The 21,798-nt window shown below is 63.9% G+C and carries 22 protein-coding genes and 1 tRNA gene; 18 read left to right on the top strand and 5 right to left on the bottom strand.

Annotated features, from left to right (window positions below; genetic code table 11):
• Window positions 1-2: 2 nt before the first annotated feature.
• The gene (locus BLS52_RS16250; protein ID WP_090588110.1) at window positions 3-1,643 is read right to left on the bottom strand and encodes a sensor histidine kinase; all 1,641 of its coding nucleotides are present in this window, start codon (window positions 1,641-1,643) and stop codon (window positions 3-5) included.
• Window positions 1,644-1,817: 174 nt separating this feature from the next.
• Here BLS52_RS16250 and BLS52_RS16245 point away from each other — a divergent pair, with 174 nt between their 5' ends.
• The 12 genes from BLS52_RS16245 to ligD all read left to right on the top strand — a co-directional run bounded on the left by BLS52_RS16245 (window position 1,818) and on the right by ligD (window position 13,963).
• The gene (locus BLS52_RS16245; RefSeq protein ID WP_090588109.1) at window positions 1,818-3,245 is read left to right on the top strand and encodes a cation:dicarboxylate symporter family transporter; all 1,428 of its coding nucleotides are present in this window, start codon (window positions 1,818-1,820) and stop codon (window positions 3,243-3,245) included.
• A gap of 252 nt (window positions 3,246-3,497) precedes the next feature.
• Window positions 3,498-4,385, top strand: coding sequence for a ParA family protein (locus BLS52_RS16240; protein WP_026545825.1), 888 nt, complete (start codon window positions 3,498-3,500; stop codon window positions 4,383-4,385).
• A 15-nt stretch (window positions 4,386-4,400) separates the two neighbouring features.
• Window positions 4,401-5,312 (top strand): segregation and condensation protein A, encoded by a 912-nt coding sequence (locus BLS52_RS16235; RefSeq protein ID WP_090588107.1) that lies wholly within the window; start codon window positions 4,401-4,403, stop codon window positions 5,310-5,312.
• Window positions 5,296-5,958, top strand: coding sequence for an SMC-Scp complex subunit ScpB (gene scpB / locus BLS52_RS16230; protein ID WP_090588106.1), 663 nt, complete (start codon window positions 5,296-5,298; stop codon window positions 5,956-5,958). The genes BLS52_RS16235 and scpB overlap by 17 nt, the downstream gene beginning before the upstream one ends.
• Window positions 5,959-5,982: 24 nt before the next feature.
• Complete coding sequence (locus BLS52_RS16225) at window positions 5,983-7,266, top strand: pseudouridine synthase (RefSeq protein ID WP_090588104.1); 1,284 nt, start codon at window positions 5,983-5,985, stop codon at window positions 7,264-7,266.
• A 3-nt stretch (window positions 7,267-7,269) separates the two neighbouring features.
• Window positions 7,270-8,382 (top strand): prephenate dehydrogenase, encoded by a 1,113-nt coding sequence (locus BLS52_RS16220; protein ID WP_090588103.1) that lies wholly within the window; start codon window positions 7,270-7,272, stop codon window positions 8,380-8,382.
• On the top strand, window positions 8,379-9,077 hold the full coding sequence (gene cmk, locus BLS52_RS16215; protein WP_026545822.1) for a (d)CMP kinase: 699 nt from the start codon (window positions 8,379-8,381) through the stop codon (window positions 9,075-9,077). Before BLS52_RS16220 ends, cmk begins: the two co-directional genes overlap by 4 nt.
• A 16-nt stretch (window positions 9,078-9,093) precedes the next feature.
• Entirely contained in the window at window positions 9,094-10,626 is a 1,533-nt protein-coding gene (gene der, locus BLS52_RS16210) for a ribosome biogenesis GTPase Der (RefSeq protein WP_090588101.1), read from the top strand.
• Between the two features lie 207 nt (window positions 10,627-10,833).
• Window positions 10,834-10,907, top strand: a tRNA-Pro gene (locus BLS52_RS16205).
• Between the two features lie 243 nt (window positions 10,908-11,150).
• A complete protein-coding gene (locus BLS52_RS18375) occupies window positions 11,151-11,879 on the top strand; it encodes a group I intron-associated PD-(D/E)XK endonuclease (protein WP_139186300.1) in 729 nt (242 codons plus the stop codon).
• A 164-nt stretch (window positions 11,880-12,043) separates the two neighbouring features.
• The gene (locus tag BLS52_RS16200) at window positions 12,044-12,883 is read left to right on the top strand and encodes a siderophore-interacting protein (RefSeq protein WP_090588100.1); all 840 of its coding nucleotides are present in this window, start codon (window positions 12,044-12,046) and stop codon (window positions 12,881-12,883) included.
• 57 nt (window positions 12,884-12,940) lie between these two features.
• Window positions 12,941-13,963, top strand: a complete 1,023-nt coding sequence (gene ligD / locus BLS52_RS16195; protein WP_090588098.1) for a non-homologous end-joining DNA ligase — start codon at window positions 12,941-12,943, stop codon at window positions 13,961-13,963.
• A gap of 10 nt (window positions 13,964-13,973) precedes the next feature.
• On the opposite strand, the gene BLS52_RS16190 is transcribed toward ligD, so the two are convergent.
• The 3 genes from BLS52_RS16190 to BLS52_RS16180 form a co-directional block, all read right to left on the bottom strand.
• Complete coding sequence (locus BLS52_RS16190; protein WP_090588097.1) at window positions 13,974-14,630, bottom strand: hypothetical protein; 657 nt, start codon at window positions 14,628-14,630, stop codon at window positions 13,974-13,976.
• 304 nt (window positions 14,631-14,934) lie between these two features.
• Complete coding sequence (locus BLS52_RS16185) at window positions 14,935-15,582, bottom strand: DUF6318 family protein (protein WP_281241733.1); 648 nt, start codon at window positions 15,580-15,582, stop codon at window positions 14,935-14,937.
• Between the two features lie 105 nt (window positions 15,583-15,687).
• A complete protein-coding gene (locus BLS52_RS16180; RefSeq protein WP_090588093.1) occupies window positions 15,688-16,737 on the bottom strand; it encodes an ATP-dependent DNA ligase in 1,050 nt (349 codons plus the stop codon).
• 216 nt (window positions 16,738-16,953) lie between these two features.
• Between BLS52_RS16180 and gcvH the strand changes: the two genes are divergently transcribed.
• From gcvH to BLS52_RS16155, 5 genes are all read left to right on the top strand, one after another.
• Window positions 16,954-17,340, top strand: coding sequence for a glycine cleavage system protein GcvH (gene gcvH / locus BLS52_RS16175; protein ID WP_090588092.1), 387 nt, complete (start codon window positions 16,954-16,956; stop codon window positions 17,338-17,340).
• 78 nt (window positions 17,341-17,418) lie between these two features.
• A complete protein-coding gene (locus BLS52_RS16170; protein ID WP_026545816.1) occupies window positions 17,419-17,898 on the top strand; it encodes an FHA domain-containing protein in 480 nt (159 codons plus the stop codon).
• An 8-nt stretch (window positions 17,899-17,906) separates the two neighbouring features.
• Window positions 17,907-18,656 carry a transcriptional regulator FtsR gene (ftsR, locus tag BLS52_RS16165; RefSeq protein ID WP_051470809.1) on the top strand — a complete coding sequence of 250 codons (750 nt, stop codon included), beginning with the start codon at window positions 17,907-17,909 and terminating at the stop codon, window positions 18,654-18,656.
• Window positions 18,657-18,665: 9 nt separating this feature from the next.
• Window positions 18,666-19,175: a bifunctional nuclease family protein gene (locus BLS52_RS16160; RefSeq protein ID WP_090588090.1), complete on the top strand. Its 510-nt coding sequence runs from the start codon at window positions 18,666-18,668 to the stop codon at window positions 19,173-19,175.
• A gap of 182 nt (window positions 19,176-19,357) precedes the next feature.
• Window positions 19,358-19,951 (top strand): MerR family transcriptional regulator, encoded by a 594-nt coding sequence (locus BLS52_RS16155; RefSeq protein ID WP_026545814.1) that lies wholly within the window; start codon window positions 19,358-19,360, stop codon window positions 19,949-19,951.
• A 136-nt stretch (window positions 19,952-20,087) separates the two neighbouring features.
• Here the strand turns inward: BLS52_RS16155 and BLS52_RS16150 are convergent, their stop codons facing one another.
• Entirely contained in the window at window positions 20,088-20,915 is an 828-nt protein-coding gene (locus tag BLS52_RS16150; RefSeq protein WP_090588088.1) for a ParA family protein, read from the bottom strand.
• 229 nt (window positions 20,916-21,144) lie between these two features.
• Between BLS52_RS16150 and BLS52_RS16145 the strand changes: the two genes are divergently transcribed.
• The coding region (locus BLS52_RS16145; protein WP_281241732.1) for a biotin carboxylase N-terminal domain-containing protein at window positions 21,145-21,798 on the top strand (654 nt) is incomplete at its 3' end.

Genomic DNA, 21,798 nt, shown 5'->3' with positions numbered 1-21,798 from the left:
CATCAGTCACGGGGCAACTCTCCCTCACCCGAGCGGTTCGCCGTCTGCGGATGGTCTGCGCGCGGCACCGCCGGGAGGCGGACGGTAAAGAGGGCACCGCCGTCGTTGGTGACCCGGATGGTCCCGCCCAGCCGGTGCACGGCCTGCCGGACAAGCGCCAGGCCCAGGCCGCGCGTTCCGGCCGCACCTTTTGAGCTGGACCCCAGTGTGAAGACGTTCCCGAGCTGTGCGTCGCTGAGCCCCGGCCCGCTGTCGCTGACTTCAATGACGATCGTTTCCTCAGCCTCGCCCTCGGTATACACCGCGAGCGTGACGGACCGCTCCGAAGAGGAGGCAGCGGCGTCGAACGCGTTATCGAGCAGGTTACCGATGATCGTGACGAGGTCCCTCGAGTCCATTCCGCTGGTTTCAACCGTCCCGGCCACGTCGATGACCAGGTGCAGTCCGCGCTCATTGGCCTGGGCCGCCTTGCCCACCAGCAGCGCGGTGATGAACGGTTCGTCGATGGCTGCCACCACTTCATCGGTGAGCTGCTGTGACTGCTGGAGGTCCCGGGTGGCAAATTCGAGGGCTTCACCGCGGCGGTCAAGTTCGATCAGCGACACGATCGTGTGCAGCCGGTTGGCGTGCTCGTGGGTCTGCGCACGGAGCGCTTCGGTCAGTGTCCGCATGGTCTGGACTTCATCCGAGAGGGTCTCCAGTTCTGTGTGGTCGCGGATTGTTGTGACCGTTCCGAGGGGTTTCGTTCCGGAGGCCGGTACAGCCGGTTCCTGGTTCACCACCAGCACCCGATCGTCGGTGACGTGGATTTCATCCACTGCCCTGCGTCCGCTCATGAGCAGCTCCTCCACGGAGGGGGAAAGCCCGACGCCGGAGGCCGGCTTTGGGTCTCCCGGGGCCGACGGCGGGAGGTTGAGCAGCGCCGCCGCCTGGTCGTTGTAGAGCACCAGTTTCCCGCGGAGGTCGGTCAGTACCAGGCCGTCCCGTACGGAGTGGAGCACGGAGTCGTAGAAGACGAACATGCGGGAAAGCTGTTCGGTGCCAAGGCCCAGGGTCGCCCGGCGCAGGTGGCGGCTCAGCACCAGGGAAACAAGCGTGCCTGCCGTCAGCGCGCCGGCTGCGATGAGCCAGACGAGGGGGAGTTGGGCGTTACGGGCAATGGAGACGGTGTCCACGGTGACGCCGGCCGCAACCAGGGCGGTGACGAGGTCGTCTTCCGTGAAGACCGGGACTATTGCGCGGACCGACGGTCCGAGGGTGCCGGTGAACACTTCGACATGGGGATCGCCCGCGAGCGCCTGGTCGATGGAACCGATGTACTTCCCACCGATTTCACCGGGGTTCCGGTGGGTGTAGCGCGTGCGGTCGGTGTCCATGATGGTGACAAAATCGACGCCGAGATCGTCCATGACCTCCACTGCATAGGGCTGCAGCCGCCCGGTGGGGTCGGATGACTCCACTGACTCCAGAACGTACGGGTCATCCGCGAAGGTGGTGGCCACGGCGAGCATGCGCTGGGACGCGGCGTCGAACGTGTTGTCCTCCGCGTCGAGGTAGAGCACCCAGGAGATGGTCGAGGTCAGGGCAAGCACGAAGACGAGTTGTCCGACGAAGAATTGACGGGCCAGGCTCCAGTTCTTCACTCGCTCGGATCCTCCTTCCGTCCACGACGACTTCCCGTTCCGCGGACGGGCGCCCGGGGTTCTCTGTACGGTCCGGCGAACAGTATGAACGCAAGGGTGACCGACATCACTGTAACGCCCACGATGGTTATGAACCGGCCATCGGGCCGCCTACCAGCATAAGGAGTTAACAGCATGGCGAAGATGCCTGCACCGTCAGCCGCTTCGGTCGACAAGCCCCGCAAGAAGGTCGACAAGACCCACTTCCTCTACATCGCGGTCATCGCCGCGGTGATCCTCGGCGCCGTCCTGGGTCTTGTGGCGCCTGAGTTGGCCAAGTCCCTCAAGCCCATCGGCACGGCCTTCATCGGGTTGATCAAGATGATGATCGCGCCGATCATCTTCTGCACCATCGTCCTCGGCATCGGATCGATCGCGAAGGCCGCCACAGTCGGCAAGGTCGGCGGGCTGGCACTCGGGTACTTCATGCTGATGTCCACCTTCGCCCTGGGCATCGGCCTGGTGGTGGGCAATATTGTCCAGCCCGGAGAAGGCCTGGACATTTCGGGCGCCACCTACGAGACCGAAACCAAGGAGGGCGAAGGCACCGTTGACTTCCTCCTCGGCATCATCCCGACCACGCTGCTGTCCTCGCTGACCGGCAAGAGCATCCTGCAGACGCTGTTCGTAGCCCTGCTGGTCGGATTCGCGCTCCAGAAGATGGGAACCGCAGGCAAGCCGATCCTGCGCGGCATCGGCCACATCCAGGCTCTCGTCTTCCGTATCCTCATCATGATCATGTGGCTCGCCCCGATCGGCGCCTTCGGTGCCATCGCCGCCGTCGTCGGTGAAACCGGTGTCCAGGCAATTGTGAGCATGTTCACCCTGATGGCCGCCTTCTACGCCACCTGCATCCTCTTCATCGTGGTGATCCTCGGCGGACTCCTGAAGATCGTCACCGGCATCAATATCTTCAAGCTGATGAAGTACCTTGGCCGCGAATACCTGCTGATCTTCTCCACCTCCTCCTCCGAAGCGGCGCTGCCCCGCCTGATCGCCAAGATGGAGCACCTCGGTGTCTCCAAGCCGGTTGTCGGCGTCACGGTTCCGACCGGCTACTCCTTCAACCTGGACGGCACCGCCATCTACCTCACGATGGCATCGCTGTTTGTCGCCTCTGCCCTTGGCACCCCGCTTGCACTCGGCGAGCAGATCTCGCTGTTGATCTTCATGATCATCGCCTCCAAGGGTGCCGCCGGCGTGACGGGCGCCGGCCTGGCCACCCTGGCCGGCGGCCTGCAGTCCCACCGCCCCGATCTGGTGGACGGCGTCGGGCTCATCGTCGGCATCGACCGCTTTATGTCCGAGGCACGCGCACTGACCAACTTCACCGGCAACGCCGTCGCCACCGTGCTGATCGGCACCTGGACCAGGGAAATCGAGCGCAGCCAGGTGGACGAAGTGCTCGCCGGACGCCTGCCGTTCGACGAATCGACCATGAGCGCCGGCCACTTTGAGGACGCCAGGGCGGACACTGTCGAGGACGGCGCGGAAACCACCACCGACATCGCGGAGGCGCACATCGCCGGCCGCGAGGAGGAGAAGGTCGGCGCCACCCGCTGATCACCCTCGCCCCCGCGTTGATTTGTCAGGACACGCCGCTTTGGCCCACGCTAAAGCGGCGTGTCCTGCTGTTTCATGGCGGTCCGGGGGCCTCGAACCCCGGAACATTGAACCTCAACTTGAGACTCAAGGCTCGCGGTCCGGTCGCGCGGCATTTCCACAGCTGCGCGGGGGACCGGTTGTAACGTGGGGAAGCAAGCGAGCAGTAACTTCGTTGCTGGACAAGCACTAGACGGAAGCGTGGATAGATACGTGAGTAGCGAACAGGGTTCCACAACTCTGAAGGACGCAACCGACTCCGAGATCGGCCCCACCGGACGCCCGGTCACGGAATTCCCCGAGCCCCCGGTCCTTGCCTCCCACGGGCCGGCCCGCGTCATTGCGATGGTGAACCAGAAGGGCGGCGTCGGCAAGACCACCTCCACCATCAACCTTGGCGCTGCGCTCGCGGAGGCCGGCCGCCGCGTGCTTCTCGTCGATTTCGATCCGCAGGGCGCGCTCTCTGCCGGTCTCGGCACCAACCCGCATGAGCTCGATGTCACCGTCTACAACGTGCTCATGGACCGCAAGGTGAACATCGAGGACGCCATCCAGCGCACCGGCGTCGAGAACATCGACCTGCTGCCGGCGAATATCGACCTTTCTGCCGCCGAAGTGCAGCTGGTCAACGAGGTTGCCCGCGAGCAGGTGCTGGACCGCGCGCTGCGCAAGGTCGAGGACAATTACGACGTCATCCTCATCGACTGCCAGCCATCGCTTGGCCTCCTGACGGTCAACGCACTCACAGCGGCGCACGGCGTCATCATTCCGCTGATCTGCGAGTTCTTCGCCCTCCGCGCGGTTGCGCTGCTGGTCGAGACGATCGAGAAGGTCCAGGACCGGCTCAACCCCCGCCTGCAGGTGGACGGCGTCCTGGCAACCATGTATGACGCCCGGACCCTCCACAGCCGGGAAGTCATCGCCCGCCTGGTCGAAGCTTTCGGGGACAAGGTTTTCGAGACCGTGATCAAGCGCACCATCAAGTTCGCCGATGCCACGGTCGCTGCAGAGCCCATCACCACCTACGCAGGGAACCACTCCGGCGCGGATGCGTACCGCAGCCTCGCCCGGGAGCTGATCTCCCGCGGCGGCGCTCCGTAGGCCCATCCCTGCCTGATGATTCAGGACGCTTACGACGACGGCGATGCCTCCCTTCCGCTGCCCGAACCAGGGAAAGCGGGCCGGTTCGAAGTCCGGCTCGAGAACTTCAACGGGCCCTTCGACCTGCTGCTGAGCCTGATTTCCAAGCACGAACTGAACATCACCGAGATCGCATTGGCAAAGGTCACCGACGAGTTCATCGGCTACATCAGGGCCTTCAGCGCCGCCGGAGACAGCTTCTCGCTGGACGAGGCGAGTGAGTTCCTGGTGATCGCGGCGACACTGCTCGATCTGAAAGCCGCCCGGCTGCTGCCCGCGGGAGAAGTCGAGGACGAGGAAGACATTGCGCTGCTGGAGGCCCGGGACCTTCTGTTCGCACGTCTCCTGCAGTACAAGGCATTCAAGGAGATCGCCCGTCAAATGGGATCCCGGCTCGTCGAGGAGAGCACCCGCTTCCCCCGTCAGGCCGCACTGGAGCCCCAGTTCGCAGCGATGATGCCGGAACTCACCTGGCGGATGTCGCCCACGGACTTTGCGGCTCTTGCCGCGAAGGCGCTCGAGCCGCGAGAGCCTGCACCCACCGAGGTCGGCATCGGGCACCTGCACGCACCGGCGGTGAGCGTCCGCGAGCAGGCGGACATCATTGGACACCGGCTCCAGGAACAGGGCGTGTTGTCCTTCCGGCAGCTCACCGCGGATGCGGACTCACTCCTTGTCGTCGTCGCCCGCTTTCTTGCCCTGCTGGAAATGTTCCGTGACATGGTGATCGCCCTGGATCAGGCGGCGCCGCTGGGGGAACTGACCGTACGCTGGTCTGCCGGTGAGCGGACGTGGACTGCGGACAGCATCAGCGAGGAATACGATCAGGACGTTCCGCCGGTAACCGGGCGCGGGAACGAGGGGGAAATCCATGAGCGAACACACTGAGGACCACGCCGGGGGCGCGCCCGCTGTGTCGGCAGAGCCGCCGGTGCCGGACCTGGCATCCCTGCCCGGGGGAGTACCCGCCGCGCTGGAGGCCGTGCTCCTCGTGGTCGAGGAGCCCGTGACGGAGATGCAGCTCGCCGCGGCACTCGAAGTGCCGGTGGAGCGGGTGGCCGAAGCGCTGGCGGATCTGAAAGCCGAGTATGACGGCTATACTGGACAGGGCCCGGATACCGGACCGGCCCGGCGCCGGGGCATCGAGCTTCGAAATGTCGCCGGTGGCTGGCGGTTCTACACGCGCAGCGAGTTCGCCGCCGTCGTCGGACGGTTTGTTCTTGACGGTCAGAGCGCACGGCTTTCACAGGCAGCGCTGGAGACTCTCGCGGTCATCGCATACCGGCAGCCGGTCGCGCGTTCGCGGGTATCGGCAATCCGCGGGGTGAATGTGGACTCGGTGGTTCGCACGCTTGTTCAACGTGGGCTCGTCACCGATGTCGCCACCGATCCGGAGACCGGAGCGGTGCTCTACGGAACAACACCGCTTTTTCTGGAAAGATTGGGTATCGGCACCGTCGCTGACCTGCCCAAACTTTCTCCGCACCTGCCCGGACTGGAAAACCTGCAGGACTTCGACGACACCACGTACTGACGTACAACAGCTAAGGACTTTTCAATGACACAGGCGCCCCGCTCCGGATCCGGAAGGAACCGCGCCGGCCGTAACCCTGCCACCGATTCCGCAGGAAAGAGCGGGAGGGACGCCGGCAGCGCTAAGTCCGCGCGCACCGGCGGCGGTTTCGCGGGTTCAAAGAGTGCAGGTGCCCCGCGCGGTGCGGGTGCGCCCAAGCGTGACGGTGCCCCGCGCGGTGCAGGTGCGCCCAAGCGTGATGGAGCTTCCTGGGGTGCGGGTGCGCCCAAGCGTGACGGTGCTCCACGGCGTGCAGGTGCGCCCAAGCGTGACGGCGCTCCACGGGGTGCGGGTGCGCCCAAGCGTGATGGAGCTTCGTGGGGTTCAGGTGCGCCCAAGCGTGACGGTGCGCCTCGAGGTGCTGATGCTCCCAAGGGGGGCGCCAGCAAGGGCGCTCCGAAGGCAGCACGCAGCGGTCAACGTGGCGCATCAGCCGGTGCAGCGCCGTTCGGCAAGGAGCGGTTCGGCCGAAACCTCGGCGCAGTGCACCGTCCCCGCCGCCCCAAGGCTCCGCCCGTTGACCGGCTCGACGTCCACAACCCCGAGGGCGTCCGCCTACAGAAAATCATGGCCTCCGCCGGCGTCGCCTCGCGGCGAGTGTGCGAGGACATGATCCGCGACGGCCGGGTTGAGGTGGACGGCACCATCGTCACCGACCTCGGCGTGCGGGTCGACCCCTCCAGCGCAGCCATCCACGTGGACGGCATCCGGCTGCAGCTCAACGAGACCATGGTCTACTACGCGTTCAACAAGCCCAAAGGCGTTGTCTCCACCATGGAGGATCCCGAAGGCCGCCCGTGCATCAGCGACTTCCTGAAGAACCGCAAGGGTGAGCGGCTCTTCCATATCGGCCGGCTTGATGCCGCCACCGAGGGCCTGCTGCTGCTGACCAACGACGGCGAACTGACCAACCGGCTCACCCACCCTTCCTTCGAGGTGCCCAAGACCTATCTCGTGCAGGTCCGCGGGCCCATGGCGCACGGCATCGGCGCCCAGATGAAGGAAGGCATCGAGCTCGAGGACGGCATCGCCAGCGTCGACTCCTTCAAGCTCGTTGACTCCACCCCGGGACACGTTCTCGTGGAAGTGGTGCTGCACTCCGGCCGTAACCGCGTGGTCCGCCGGTTGTTCGACGCCGTCGGCCACCCCGTCGAGCGCCTGGTCCGGACCCAGTTCGGGCCCATCCGCGTCGGCGATCAGCGCCAGGGCAGCATCCGCGTTCTCGGCCGCCAGGAAGTGGGGCACCTCCTGGCCGCTGTGGAGATGTAGCCGATGACCGTAACAAACGGCGGCACGCACCTGTCCGGGCCGGTGCTGATCGTCGGAACCGGTCTGCTCGGTACCAGTATCGGGCTCGGGCTGCGTGCCCGTGGACTCGACGTCGTCCTCTCCGACATTTCCCCGTCCACCCAGGCGGTGGCCCAGGATATCGGTGCCGGCCGGCCGCTTGATCCCTCGGATTCCGCCTTCGCCCCTGAACTCGTTGTGGTCGCGGCGCCGCCGGATGTCACCGGTGCGCTGGTGGTCGAGGCGCTTGCCGCCTACCCGGCCGCCGTCGTCGTCGATATTGCCAGCGTGAAGGATTCGGTGCTGAAAGCTGTGACGGAAGCAGCCGACGACGCCGCGCTGCCGCGTTATGTGGGCACCCACCCCATGGCGGGGCGGGAGAAATCCGGACCGGTGGCGGCCCGCGCGGAACTGTTCACTTCCATGCCCTGGGTGATCTGCGCCTCCGGGCAGAGCGCCCCGGATGCGGTGCGCACCGCTGAGGCGCTGGCGATCGATTTGGGCGCAGTTGTCTCCCGGATGTCCGCCGAAGAGCATGACCAGTCGGTGGCAGTCATTTCACACCTGCCGCAGGTGCTGTCCTCGCTGCTCGCGAGCCGGCTGCAGGACACCCCGGCGCATGCGCTCTCCCTTGCGGGGAACGGGCTGCGGGACGTCACCCGGATCGCCGCGAGCGATCCGCGGCTGTGGGTCCAGATCCTGTCCGCGAACGCGGGCCGCCTGGTGGAGATCCTTTACGGCGTGCGGGAAGACCTGAACCGGTTGATCGGAACGCTCGAGAACCCGCTGGGGGATGGCGCGCGGCTCGATATGGCGCAGCTGATGGCCGAGGGCAACATCGGGCAGGCGCGGATCCCGGGGAAGCACGGAACCCCGCCCGAGACGTTCGCCAGGCTCACGGTGCTGGTCGATGACGTTCCGGGACAGATCGCGCGGCTGCTCACCGAAATCGGTGACACCGGCATCAACCTTGAGGACCTCCGGCTTGAGCACTCGCCCGAGCGGCAGGTCGGCCTGGCCGAGATTTCGGTGCTGCCCGGCAAACGCCATGAACTCACAGATTTTCTTACGAGCCGCGGATGGAAGGTTGTTCAGTGACTGCTTCTCTTGCGCACTTCCGTTTGGGCAAGTCCCTGGTTGTAGCCATCGACGGACCGTCCGGTTCAGGCAAGTCCAGCGTCAGCCGGGAAACCGCCCGCCAACTGCATGCGGCTTACCTCGACACCGGTGCCATGTATCGCGCGGTGACCCTGCACTGTCTTGAGAAGGGCGTCGACCTTACCGACGCCGGCGCTGTGGAACGCGCCTCTCGCGAGCTCGACCTGACCATCAGCACCCGGCCGGACACCGAGTCGGTGCTGGTCAGCGGCATCGACGTCACCGACGCCATCCGTGAGCCGCGCGTCTCCCAGGCGGTGAGCGCCGTCGCCACCACGCTCGGCGCCCGCGCCGAGCTGATCCGCCGGCAGCGGCAGATCATTGCGGACTCACACCACCGCATCGTGGCCGAGGGCAGGGACATCACCACCGTCGTCGCACCCGATGCAGAGGTGCGCATCCTGCTCACGGCGAGTGAGGAAGCACGGCTGCGGCGACGCGGCGACCAGCTTGGCGGATCCCAGACCGCCGATCAGCTGAAGCGGCAGGTCCTGGGGCGTGATGCCAGGGACTCGTCCGTGGTTAATTTTCAGCAGGCCGCCAACGGGGTAGTGACCGTTGATTCATCGGACCTGGATTTTGAGCAGACAGTGACGGCGGTGCTCGACGTAGTTCGCACCGTCGCCCACCAATAAAACGAAGGATCGCACCATGAGCGAGAACCAGACCGAACTTGAGGAAGAGTACGAGCCCACGGGCGAGGACTCCGTAGCCGAGCACATCCACGCCCTGGATGACGCCGAGGCTGAGCGCCGGGCGGAATCCCTGCGCGCCGGTCTGGAGGACTATGAGCTGGACGAGGAAGACGCAGCCCTCCTTGCGCATGAGTTGGGAGATTACGACGACGAAGCCCCGCTCCGGCTGGACCCTGTCCTCGCGATCGTCGGCCGGCCGAACGTGGGCAAGTCCACCCTGGTGAACCGTATTCTCGGTCGTCGCGAGGCAGTCGTGGAGGACACCCCGGGCGTCACCCGCGACCGTGTCATGTACTCGGCTACCTGGAACGGCACCAACTTCACGCTGGTGGATACCGGCGGCTGGGAGCATGACGCCCGGGGCATCCATGCCCGTGTCGCCGACCAGGCCGAGGCCGCCGTCGACCTCGCCGACGCCGTGCTGCTCGTCGTTGATGCCACCGTTGGCGCGACCGCCACTGACGAGGCAATTGTCCGCATGCTGCGGCGCAAGAAGAAGCCGGTCATCCTGATTGCAAACAAGGTTGACGATATCCAGAACGAGGCCGACGCCGCCGCGCTGTGGTCGCTCGGTTTCGGTGAGCCGATGCCCGTGTCGGCGCTGCACGGCCGCGGGACCGCGGACATGCTGGACAGGGCCGTGGAACTCATGCCGGAGTTTTCCGAGCACGGCGGGTTGGAGCGCTCGGGCGGACCGCGTCGCGTGGCACTGATCGGCCGCCCGAACGTCGGCAAGTCCTCGCTGCTGAACAAGCTGGCCGGAACCGAGCGGGTTGTCGTTGACCCACTGGCCGGCACTACCCGTGATCCGGTGGACGAGATGATCGAACTCGGCGGCCGGGTGTGGCGCTTTGTTGACACCGCGGGCATCCGTCGGCGCCAGCATATGGCGCAGGGTGCCGATTTCTATGCCTCGCTGCGCACGCAGTCCGCGCTGGAGAAGGCTGAGGTCGCCGTCGTCCTTCTCGCTGTTGACGAGGTGCTGAGCGAGCAGGATGTGCGCATCCTGAACCTCGCGATCGAGTCCGGGCGCGCGCTGGTGCTCGCCTTCAACAAGTGGGACCTGCTCGACGACGAACGCCGCCGCTACCTGGAACGCGAAATCGAGCAGGACCTAGCGCATGTGGAATGGGCTCCCCGGGTCAACATCTCGGCGAAGACAGGCTGGCACAAGGACCGCCTGGTCCCCGCGCTGGACCGCGCGCTCGAGTCATGGGACAAGCGCATCCCCACCGGCAAGCTGAACGCCTTCCTCGGAGAGCTTGTTGCCGCGCACCCGCATCCGCTGCGTGGTGGAAAGCAGCCGAGGATCCTGTTCGGGACGCAGGCGTCATCCCGTCCGCCGCGGTTTGTGCTCTTCACCACTGGCTTCCTGGACCCGGGATACCGCAGGTTCATCACACGTCGCTTGCGTGAGACGTTCGGCTTCGAAGGAACGCCGATCGAGGTCAGCATGCGGGTCCGCGAGAAGCGCGGCCGCAAGAAGTAGCCGGTCCTCGTTTGCTGCGCCGGATTCCCCGCGTTCTGGCCGCTTCACCGGCGTGTTTAGGCCTTTCCGGGGGTTCCTGACGCCGGTAACTGGGGGATCCGGTACGGTGATGTTTTCTGCCTGTCGCCCGGTGGAGCCGAGTTCGTCGTTAGGCGGGCGATAGGATAGGATTCTTCAGGTGGTTCGGACGGAATGGTCCGCGCCGATCGGGATGTGGCGCAGCTTGGTAGCGCACCTGACTGGGGGTCAGGGGGTCGCAGGTTCAAATCCTGTCATCCCGACATAGAAGGGCTGGCGAGTATACTGCTCGGTAACTTTTTTATTTTGAGATCGGGTTGCTCTGCTCTTGCCTTCTTGGTGCCTAGATGTAGAGAGAAGCACGGTTTTCCCCATTGGCGTACTCTCATCATCCCGATCACAAATGTTGAGAGGGTTAGCCCGAGCCGTATCCATTTGCAGTTACCGGCGTAGCCACTGTGCTCATGGGAAGCTGCGCTGTCAGAGCCACGTCGTACGATCCAAATATGGCGCAAAACCGGTCTTATACGGACGTGGAACTCACACAAGCGATTGCCGTATCTCGCTCTTGGCGAGGAGTCCTGCGTGAACTGGGGCTAGCCGCGACATCTGCTGGCGCAATGAGGTCCGTACGTTCACATGCAAATCGGCTCGACATTAGTTATGGCCATTTCACGGGGCAACGCCGCTGGACTGAAGACAGCCTTCGTGCTTCGATCGCTGCAGGGGATACGTGGGCTGACGTGGTTGAGTCTCTTGGCCTTGGCGGAACCTCTGCTCTCGCATCAGTGAAGGGGCATGCCGCTCGGATCGGTCTCGATGTCGCGCATCTAACGGAGCAGTCGCCCACCGTGGAGAACGTGTTCCAACCGGACATTTCTCGTCTCGATCGTGCTGGCTCGCTTCTTGCAGCAGCGTGGTTTGCGCTCTGCGGTTGCGATGTCTCATGGCCGCTTGAGCCCAGCCGTTACGATCTGCTCGTCGATAGCGAAAAAGGCTTCCGCCGTGTGCAAGTGAAGACGACAACAGTCCGCGTGGCGGATACGTGGAAGGTGTACCTCTCAACGACGCACCGCGAACGCACGACGTACGATCCGGATGAAATCGACGATTTCTTCGTCGTTGACGGTGATCTTGCCCACTATCTCATCCCGGTTTCCGTCGTAGGCGGCCTTCACGCGATTCATCTAAGTGCTTACCGACATTTCCGACTGGACCAGGCTTCGCCTAGATAATTCCTGGATATCTCTACCCGGCAGGGCGATGACGTCGAAGTTGTTGTTGATGTACCGCTCCATGAGCCGCCACGCCTGCCTTAATCTCTCCAATAGCGAACTTCCTAGGTGGTCGAGGTTACAGCTGGATGATTGCATTCATCCGGCAGGCTTAGGGTTGACGTATGAAAGACGTTCAGCGGCAAGCTCGTTCCCCGCGACCGCAACTTGTCTTTGATGTGTTGGGTACATCCTGGGTGACGCCCCACATGGTCCGCGTGACGCTGGGCGGCCCCGGGTTTGAGCAGTTCCAGCCGAAGGACGTCACCGACAACTACGTGAAGATCCTCTTCGCCAAGCCGGAGCTCGCGCTTGAGCCGCCCTATGACCTCGCCGCACTTCGCGAGCAGCTTCCGGCGGAGGACGTCCCGGTCACCCGCACCTACACCGTGCGGCGGATCAACCAGGCGGACCGCACCATCGACGTCGACTTTGTAGTTCACGGCGATGAGGGCCTTGCAGGACCATGGGCTGCCCAGGCGAAACCGGGCGACCGGATCGCCCTGATGGGCCCGGGCGGTGCCTACTCGCCCGACCCCACAGCCGACTGGTACCTCTTTGCGGGCGACGAATCCGCGTTGCCTGCGATCAGCGCTGCCCTCGAAGCGCTGCCGGAAGATGCGGCCGGTGTGGCGTTTCTGGAATGCGGAGGTCCCGATGACATGGTCGATCTGGTGAAACCGTTTGGGGTTGAGGTCAGGTGGATTCGCCGGGAGATTCGGGATGACACAACGAGGTCGCTGCTCGCTGCCGCGGTTAGGGACTACCAGTGGCCCAGCGGACGCGTGCAGGTGTTTGCACACGGCGAGCGGGAATCGATGAAGGCCTTGCGCGACGTTTTTCTGAAGGAGCGGGGCCTGGGCAAGGACCAGTTGTCCCTCTCCGGCTACTGGGCTGCCGGCCGAACGGAAGACAGGTTCCAGGCCGAGAAGCGTGAGCCGATCGGTCAGGTTCTTCCTGCCTGACGCGACGAGCGGCGGCGCGCAGGGTGCGTGCGTGGTCCTGCAGAGTATGTTGGACCCATGGCATCCGAGGCGACAGTCTTATCCGTTGATGGGCCGCACGGCACCCGTGAAGTACGTATCTCGAGTCCCAGCCGGGTCATGTGGCCTGAGCTTGGGCTGACGAAGCTTGATCTGGCGAAGTACCTGATCGACGTCGGTGAGGCATTCATTGCCGCCAATGGTGACCGGCCTCTTGCGCTGCAGCGGTTCGGCGACAACATCGACGGCGAGCAGTTCTTCTCCAAGAATCCTCCCAAAGGAGCGCCGGACTACATCCGCTCCGTGAAGGTCGAATACCCCAGCGCGCGCTCACACCCCCAACTGGTGATCGATGAGCCTGCCGCTGCCGTCTGGGCAGCGCAGATGAATACCGTGGTGTTCCACCCGTGGCCTTCGAGGGCTGAGAATTCGGATAACCCCGACCAGTTGCGGATCGACCTGGATCCCCAGCCCGGTACCGACTTCGATGACGCTGTTCCAGCCGCAATCGAGCTTCGGAAAGTGCTTGAGGAAGCTGGCCTCAACGCCTTCCTCAAGACCTCGGGTAACCGGGGTATTCACGTATATGCACCAATCGAGCCGGTGCGTGAGTTCCTCGATGTCCGGCATGCCGTCATCGCTGCTGCACGTGAACTTGAGCGCCGCATGCCGGACAAGGTCACCACGTCGTGGTGGAAGGAGGAGCGCGGGGAGCGGGTGTTTGTCGACTTCAACCAGGCGAATCGTGACCGCACCATTGCCGGAGCCTACAGTCCGCGGGCGCTGGCACACGCGCCGGTTTCGTGTCCGATCACCTGGGACGAATTGGAGAAGGTGCATCCGAAAGACTTCACGATCCTGACCGTGCCGGAGCGGCTGCGGACAGTGGGGGACCCGTGGGCAGCTTTCCATGAGAAGCCGGGGACCATCGACACCCTGCTCGGCTGGTGGCAGCGCGACCTGGATTCCGGTCTGGGGGAGCTGCCTTTCCCGCCCGACTACCCGAAGATGCCCGGGGAGCCGCCCCGTGTCCAGCCGAGCCGCGCGAAGAAGGACAAGTAGTTTCCTTTTCCTAGCAGCCCCATGCGGACGGGTTCTCCGCGCAGGTGCCGTCGACGAGCCGGTTATCGGATCGCCAGATACTCACGAGGTGAGGTTCTGACTGGACCGCGGCTTGTCCGGCAATTGGAATCCAGGGTCCGCCATTGACGGAGTAGTCACCGTTGAAACGTGTGGTGAGAACGAGGTTGTAGTCGCCTGTCGCGCCGTAGACATGGCTGGTGGGTGTTTCCACCAGGAGCCAGTCGGCTTCCGGAACCGGGTTCCCCGCGGTTTGCGTGGTTTTTGTGGCGCCGTCGCCATAGTTCCAGTCGTATGCCACGGGCCATGCCCGGATGAGGACCTGGTCCCCGAGGGTATCGAAAGCGAACTCCTGCTCGTCCACGTCCGCCCAGAAATTGTTGTGCCCGCCGAGGAGCCCGAAATTGTTGGGCTCCGAGACGACGGCCGCCGCGATGATCGGCTGGCTCTGAAAATCCTCCAGCGTGATGACGACGGCAGGCTCCGCCGCTTCTCCGCCGTTCGGCGGCTCCGGCGCGGGGGATCCGGGGTAGAGGCACGATCTGTCACCGGTCCGCGTTTCCGACGGCGGACTGGTTGAGCTGTCGATGGCAATCCACTCGACCAACTGGCCGTCGGGTTCAGCGTCGCATGCGGCGTTCAGGGTCACGCAAAGGGCAGGGTCCAGGTTGTTCAGCCGACCTTGAGTGCAAACCCGTTCGTATGTGTAGGTGACGGTCGGCATTGGGTCGTCGATAGCGGCGGTTAGTTCTTTGGGTGTATTCCGGCCAGTCTCGTCCGAAGGCGACGACGATTCCTTTCTGTTTTCTGATCCCACCATGCCGCCAGTGAATCCGCCTTGAGGTTCTTCTGCGGCTGCGGGGTAAGTGGGGACCAAAAGCAACTGAGCGACAAGGATGGTGATGATTAGAACTGCGAACGACGAGGAACGAATTTCCTTCGCTGCGACAGAGCTAGTCATTAGACACCGTGATGTCGCCGTAGTCGTACATGCGCCAAGTGCCCGATTCATGCGCTGAAATTGCTAGTCCAACCCGCGGCTCAGAATACGCGTCGAAGTATTCCTTTGGAGCGCCTTTCTGCCCGTAGACAGTCAAGGCTGCTTGGGTCGTACTGACATAAGAGTCGATAGTTCCGTCCACTGTGGGCTCAAGAGTGGAATCGAAGGATTGAACCTTTACGTCGCCACCCGCGATCCATCCTTCATCGCTGTAAGAGGCTTGTACGAAATCTTCGAAGTTCGTACAAGTCTTGCAACCCTTATCAGTCACCGCCCAAAGCGGTTCGAAATCGTTTGTAGCCTGCGCGTAATTCAGCAGCTCAAACCACCACTCCGTAAACGCCTCAAGCCCCTCCACGGAATTCTCGTCCGCCAGCGCGGGCTTCTCCGGAACCGGAATGTTCACGGCCGGTCCCGCGGCGGAGGCAGGGGAGGGAGTGGGCGTCGGCTCAGCAGATGGTGACGCTGAAGCCGCAGCAGACGCCGAGGCAGATGGAGACGGAGTCTGAGCCACCCCGGGGTCACCACCGGCGCACCCGCCGAGCACAAGAGCTGAAAGGGCGGCGCCGGCAAGGACGCACACCACGCGAGACTGAACCATGAATTCCCCGACCGAATAGAGCCTACGACTACGTGTGAGCTGCCAACCATCCTAACCAGAGTCGGTTAACGCGCCAGGGGTTATCCACACGCCCTCGTAATGAAGCTAGGCGAGGACCCTGCTGAGGTCGTAGGCCACAGGAATCTCGAGCTGTTCGAAGGTGCAGTAGCGCGGTTCACGGTCCGGCCGCCACCGCTCAAACTGCACGGTGTGCCGGAACCGGTCGCCCTCCATCTGGTCATACCGCACCTCGACCACCCGTCGCGGATGCAGCCGGACATAGGACACATCCTTCGCGGACGCGAAACGGCTCCGGTCCGTCTCCCCACGGACAATCTCACCGGATTCGTCCCGCATGACATCAGGTTCCAGCTCATCCACCAGTTCCAGCCTGCGCTTGTCGGAGAACGCTGAGGCCCCACCGACGTTCCGCAGCTCCCCGCCGTCGTCATACATGCCAAGCAGCAGCGAGCCGACGCCCTGACCGCTCTTGTGCACACGGTATCCCAGCACCACTGCGTCAGCGGTGCGCTTGTGCTTGACCTTGAGCATCAGCCTCTTGTTCGGCTCATACGCGGCAGCCAGCGGTTTCGCCACCACACCATCCAGCCCGGCACCTTCAAACTCGACGAGCCACCGTCGCGCCAGTTCGACGTCGTCCGTCACCTGCGAAAGATGCACCGGCTCCGAGAACGTTTCCGCGACGCCCTCCAGGGCCTTCCTCCGTTCCGCGAACGGCACTTCCAGGAGGTTGTGGTCATCGATCCCGAGCAGGTCAAAGGCAATGAACGACGCCGGTGTTTGACTGGCGAGCATCCTCACCCTGCTGTCGGCCGGGTGGATGCGCTGCGATAGGGCCTCCCAGTCGAGGCGTTCGGCACCGGGTTCTCCCCGACGGACCACGATTTCACCGTCAACCACGCACCGATCGGGCAGGTGCTCCAGCAGCGCCTCCGCCAGCTCCGGAAAGTACCTGGTGAGCGTCTTTGAGCCGCGGCTCCCGATCTCGCATTTGCCGTCCTCAACATGGATCACCGCGCGGAAGCCGTCCCATTTCGGTTCGTAGAGCAGTCCGCCGGGCACACTGTCCGCGCCGGGCACTTCACTGACCGCTTTTGCGAGCATGGGCTGGAGGGGGAACGGCAGGTCGCTCATACGTTGATCCTGTCTCATCAACCGCCGATTGGCTACGGACGCCACACCCGGGCGATAAGGAACAGCATCAGGAAACCCTCCGGAAAAGGGTGACGCACGGCACCGGCTCTGTGCCTATACTCGTTCGTGAGGCCCCCGATCGAAAGAAAAGGGGCCGCGCTTTATTCAACCGCTTTGTGAGAATCAAATCCGTCCGGTGCCCACGAAAGGCCGACAATGAGCAACATTCCCGAAGACCTTTACTACACCGCCGAACACGAATGGGTCACCGCGCCCGACAACAACGGTGTTGTCCGTGTCGGCATCACTGATTTCGCCCAGGACGCGCTTGGCGACGTCGTGTACGTCCAGATGCCGGAGTCCGGTTCCAAGGTGGGCGCTTCCGACGTCGTCGGTGAGGTGGAATCAACCAAGAGTGTCAGCGACATTTACGCACCCCTCACCGGCGAGGTGGTCACCCGGAATGAAGCGCTCGACGGCGACCCCGCCCTCATCAACTCGGATCCGTACGGTGATGGCTGGCTGTTCGAAATCAAGGTCGAGGACAGCTCGGTGGTCGAGGAGCTTCTCAGTTCTTCGGAATACTCACAGCAGGTAGGCTAGAGTCACCGGCTCAGGCAAACCAATGGTGGCCAGCCGGGGAACCGGTTGGCCACATGTTTTTGGGGAAGGATTTTCACAATGGTAGGCGAGAATAACGCAGCCGCACAGGACGCTTCGGGATCCCATGTGCCCTCGCCTGAGACAACCACCATCGGGCTGCCTCCCCAGACCGCTTCGACCTCCGTTGAGCCTCGCCTGACCCGCGAGGAACTCGCCGCGGTTGCAGCGCTTCCGGCAGGATCGGCGCTGCTCATCGCGCACTCTGGCCCCAACGCCGGTGCACGCTTCCTCCTGGATGAGGACGTCACCACGGCCGGGCGGCACCCCAATGCGGATATTTTCCTCGATGACGTGACCGTGTCACGCAAGCATGCCGAATTCCGCCGCGGCCCGGAGGGCTTCCAGGTGGTCGACTCGCGCAGCCTCAACGGAACCTATGTGAACAATGACCGGGTAGACGCCGTGGTACTGCGCAACGGCCACGAAGTGCAGATCGGCAAGTTCCGCCTCACCTTCTACGCCGCCGGGAGCGTGTCGCAGCCGCAGGGCCAGGCCTAGGCTCCTCCATGCCCTCCTCCCAGCCGTCCCGGCGACCCGTGGGCCTAGCCCCCGAGCGCGTCAGCGGGAACGTCCTGAATATCGGGGAGGTCCTCACCGAACTGACGGGGGACTTCCCGCAGATCAGTGCGTCCAAAATCCGGTTCCTCGAGGAAAAAGGGCTCATCACCCCGCAACGCACCCGCGCCGGTTACCGGAAATACACACCGGTCGACGTCGAACGGCTGCGTTTTGTTCTCGCTCTCCAGCGGGACCAGTATCTTCCGCTGAAAGTCATCAAGGACTACCTTGACGCGATCGACCGGGGAGAGCGTCCCGAAAACCTGCCGGGCGGCGTCACACTCGGGCCGCGTATGGTGTCCGACCAGCTGGCCCGTGAGCTGGGATCGCACGCACGCCGCCTGACCAGGGAAACCCTCGCCGCCGAGGCCGGCGCTCGCCCGGAGCTCATCCGCGACCTCATGTCCTTCGGCCTGATCGCCGAAGTCGAGGGCCGGTTCGACGAGCATGCCCTGAAGGTGACCCGAGCCTGCGTCCAGCTGGAATCCCACGGAATCGAGCCGCGGCACCTCCGCCCCTTCCGCGCTGCTGCAGATCGTGAACTCGGTCTCGTTGAGCGCGTCGTCGCGCCGGTCGCCTCCCGCCGTGACGTCGCCTCCAAGGCCCGTGCGGCGGAAACCGCCCGGGAGATCAGCGAGCTCTGCCTCAACCTGCACAGCGCCCTCGTCCAGGGCCAGATCGCACGGATGGAAAACTAGGAGGCAGCCATGATCGAGATGGATGTAGTAGGCGTTCGCATCGAACTACCGTCCAATCAGCCCCTCGTCCTGCTCAAGGAAACGGCAGGCACCCGCCACATCCCGATCTGGATCGGTGCCCCGGAAGCCAGCGCCATTGCCTTTGTGCAGCAGGGCATCGTCCCGCCGCGGCCCATGACCCACGACCTCCTCGTCAGCATTGTCGCCGCGCTCAACCACACCGTCACCGAGGTCCGCATCGTCCGTGTGGAAGACACGGTGTTCCATGCGGAGGTGGTGTTCGAGGACGGCACAGCAGTCAGTTCCCGTGCCTCTGACGCCATCGCCATCGCCCTCCGGGTTCCCTGCCCGATCTACTGTGCGCCGCAGGTCATGGAAGACACCGGCGTGGAGATCACAGAGGCGGCGGACGACGACGGCGAGACAGTCTCCCCGGAAGGGCAGGCCAATGCGGAGCGCGAGTTGAAACAGTTCCGCGAGTTCCTCGCAGACGTTGAGCCCGAGGACTTTGAAAAGTAGCCGGCGGCGACACGCTCAGATTGTTATGGCCGGCATCTTTGACCTCGGGTACCGGGCGATCTAACGTCGAAGCATACAGTTCCCATTGCACTCGCTGTAGACTCAGGGCAGTTACTCAATAAACCCCTGTGGACCTCGGCTTGTGCCACTTCCCCCCGGGAACCAGAACGAGGAGGCAACACGTGAGTCCGAAAGGCGACGCCGGTACGGGTTCCAACGCGGCCGCGACGGGTGCACCCATACCCGCCAGCGCGCAGGGCCTGCTCTTCACTGAAGATCTTCCCGTACTCGATGAGGATGCGGGTTACCGCGGACCCACAGCCTGCAAGGCCGCAGGCATCACCTACCGCCAGCTCGATTACTGGGCACGCACAGGTCTCGTTGAACCGGCCGTCCGGGGTGCCTCAGGTTCAGGTTCCCAGCGGCTTTACGGATTTCGCGACATCCTGGTCCTCAAGGTGGTCAAGCGCCTGCTGGACACCGGAGTTTCGCTCCAGCAAATCCGTAGCGCGGTGGAGCACCTCCGGGAACGCGGCGTTGAGGACCTGGCGCAGATCACCCTGATGAGTGACGGCGCCAGCGTGTATGAGTGCACGTCGGCTGATGAAGTGATCGACCTCGTCCAGGGCGGGCAGGGAGTCTTTGGAATCGCCGTCGGGCGTGTCTGGCGTGAGGTTGAAGGCAGCCTCGCTGCCCTCCCGAGCGAGCACGCCGCAGATCAGGATTTCCCTGACGATGAGCTCAGCAAGCGACGGGCAGCGCGCAAGATCAGCTGATCCGGATTCACCATCAGCCGAGCCGGATCGTTGAGGTGACCCAGTTGGGCAATGGTGAGCGAACCTCTGCTCACATTGGTCCGGATACCTCACTATTAGGTCCGAGTTGCTCCATTTACCGTGGAAGGCGGCGAGGTCAGCGCCGGGCCACGCGGTTGCGCATACGCCCTGAATCCAGCAGTGCCCGGAGCAAATCGTCAAAGTACCCCGCCGCCTGCTTCGCCGATTCGCCCGGCCAGTGATGCACGGCGTGCGCTGCGCCCTGGATCTGCTGCCAGTTGGCCTGCTCCGCGATGGTGGGGCTGAGCAACAGGTCCCCGAACATCTGCTTCATCTCGTTCAAACGGAACGCGTGCTCGTTGGATCCGGTGCGAACCCGGTTGGCCACGATCCCGGCCGGCATCAGATTGGGTGCAAACTCATTCTTGAACAGTTCGATTGCGCGCATGGTCCGTTCGGTACCCGCGACGGAAAACAGTCCCGGCTCCGCCACCAGCAGCACACGGTTGCTCGCGGTCCAGGCCATCCGCGTGAGCCCGTTCAGCGACGGCGGGCAGTCAATCAGCACCAGCCGGTAGCCCTCAACCCGGTCGAGCAGCGTGGACAGACGGCGCAGGTCACGCTTGCCGAGGTCGGGCCGGTCGTAAATTCCCGAGTAGGCCGAGCCCATCGCAACGTCGAGAACAGGGGCTGTGGTGCTGGAACTGCGCTTCACCGCGTTGCCCACCCAGCCGCTCGGCACGACATTCGCGGCCAGATCACCCCGACGGGCATTTTTCAGGAGCCTGCCGATGTCCATCTGGTCATTGGCCTGCACGCCGAGCCCGGTGGTGGCGTCCGCATGCGGATCAAGGTCAACAACAAGTGTGGGGATCCCGGCGGACAGGGCCGCGGATGCCAGTCCCAGGGTGACCGAGGTCTTGCCGACCCCACCTTTGAGGCTGCTGATGCTCACTACTTGCACTTGTTGAACCAATACCTATCGTTGAGATGCCACAGAACGCAGGATCTTTGTGCCCGCACACCTATTCATCATAGGTGGACCCGCAGAACGAGCGAACACGGCGCGACGGCGCGTGTGAAGCAAAGCGTTACCGGCTCATGAAGACAAATTACTGTGACCAGAAAGACCAAATGTAGGCTGGGGACGCCAAGTTCTTGTTTTATCGATCCCGCAAGAGTGCAGGAGAGCAATGTTCTCGAAGATTCTGGTAGCTAACCGCGGCGAAATCGCCATTCGTGCATTCAGGGCGGGTTATGAAATCGGCGCGAAGACTGTTGCGGTGTTCCCGCAGGAGGACCGCAACTCCATCCACCGGCAGAAGGCGGACGAGGCCTACCTCATCGGCGAGGAAGGCCACCCCGTCCGGGCATACCTTGATGTGGATGAGATCGTCCGCGTGGCCAAGGACGCGGGCTGCGACGCCATCTACCCCGGGTACGGTTTCCTGTCCGAGAACCCCAACCTCGCACGTGCTGCAGCCGCCGCCGGTATCACCTTCGTGGGGCCGCCGGCTGAGGTGCTGGAGCTGGCCGGTAACAAGGTCCGTGCCCTGGAAGCTGCACGCCAGGCCGGTATCCCGGTCCTGAAGTCCTCGAAGCCGAGCTCCGATCTTGAGGAGCTCGTTGCGGCGGCGGATGAGATCGGTTTCCCGATTTTCGCCAAGGCGGTAGCGGGCGGCGGCGGACGAGGCATGCGCCGCGTAGACAAGCGGGAGAACCTGCGTGAGGCGCTCGAAGCTGCAATGCGCGAGGCTGATTCCGCGTTCGGTGACCCCACCATGTTCCTCGAGCAGGCTGTCCTGCGTCCGCGTCACATCGAGGTCCAGATCCTCGCTGACGGCGAG

This window comes from Arthrobacter subterraneus (assembly GCF_900099735.1).
Taxonomy (GTDB): Bacteria; Actinomycetota; Actinomycetes; order Actinomycetales; family Micrococcaceae; genus Arthrobacter_D; species Arthrobacter_D subterraneus.
This window is presented reverse-complemented; position numbering and strand designations above follow the sequence as displayed.

Bases quoted from the DNA above. Each gene is read 5' to 3' on its own strand.
- der (WP_090588101.1), top strand. From the start codon at position 9,094: ATGAGCGAGAACCAGACCGAACTTGAGGAAGAGTACGAGCCCACGGGC.
- BLS52_RS16245 (WP_090588109.1), top strand. From the start codon at position 1,818: ATGGCGAAGATGCCTGCACCGTCAGCCGCTTCGGTCGACAAGCCCCGC.
- BLS52_RS18375 (WP_139186300.1), top strand. From the start codon at position 11,151: ATGGCGCAAAACCGGTCTTATACGGACGTGGAACTCACACAAGCGATT.
- BLS52_RS16225 (WP_090588104.1), top strand. From the start codon at position 5,983: ATGACACAGGCGCCCCGCTCCGGATCCGGAAGGAACCGCGCCGGCCGT.
- ftsR (WP_051470809.1), top strand. From the start codon at position 17,907: ATGCCCTCCTCCCAGCCGTCCCGGCGACCCGTGGGCCTAGCCCCCGAG.
- ligD (WP_090588098.1), top strand. From the start codon at position 12,941: ATGGCATCCGAGGCGACAGTCTTATCCGTTGATGGGCCGCACGGCACC.
- BLS52_RS16220 (WP_090588103.1), top strand. From the start codon at position 7,270: ATGACCGTAACAAACGGCGGCACGCACCTGTCCGGGCCGGTGCTGATC.
- BLS52_RS16170 (WP_026545816.1), top strand. From the start codon at position 17,419: ATGGTAGGCGAGAATAACGCAGCCGCACAGGACGCTTCGGGATCCCAT.
- BLS52_RS16160 (WP_090588090.1), top strand. From the start codon at position 18,666: ATGATCGAGATGGATGTAGTAGGCGTTCGCATCGAACTACCGTCCAAT.
- BLS52_RS16180 (WP_090588093.1), bottom strand. From the start codon at position 16,737: ATGAGCGACCTGCCGTTCCCCCTCCAGCCCATGCTCGCAAAAGCGGTC.
- BLS52_RS16185 (WP_281241733.1), bottom strand. From the start codon at position 15,582: ATGGTTCAGTCTCGCGTGGTGTGCGTCCTTGCCGGCGCCGCCCTTTCA.
- BLS52_RS16200 (WP_090588100.1), top strand. From the start codon at position 12,044: ATGAAAGACGTTCAGCGGCAAGCTCGTTCCCCGCGACCGCAACTTGTC.
- BLS52_RS16235 (WP_090588107.1), top strand. From the start codon at position 4,401: ATGATTCAGGACGCTTACGACGACGGCGATGCCTCCCTTCCGCTGCCC.
- scpB (WP_090588106.1), top strand. From the start codon at position 5,296: ATGAGCGAACACACTGAGGACCACGCCGGGGGCGCGCCCGCTGTGTCG.
- gcvH (WP_090588092.1), top strand. From the start codon at position 16,954: ATGAGCAACATTCCCGAAGACCTTTACTACACCGCCGAACACGAATGG.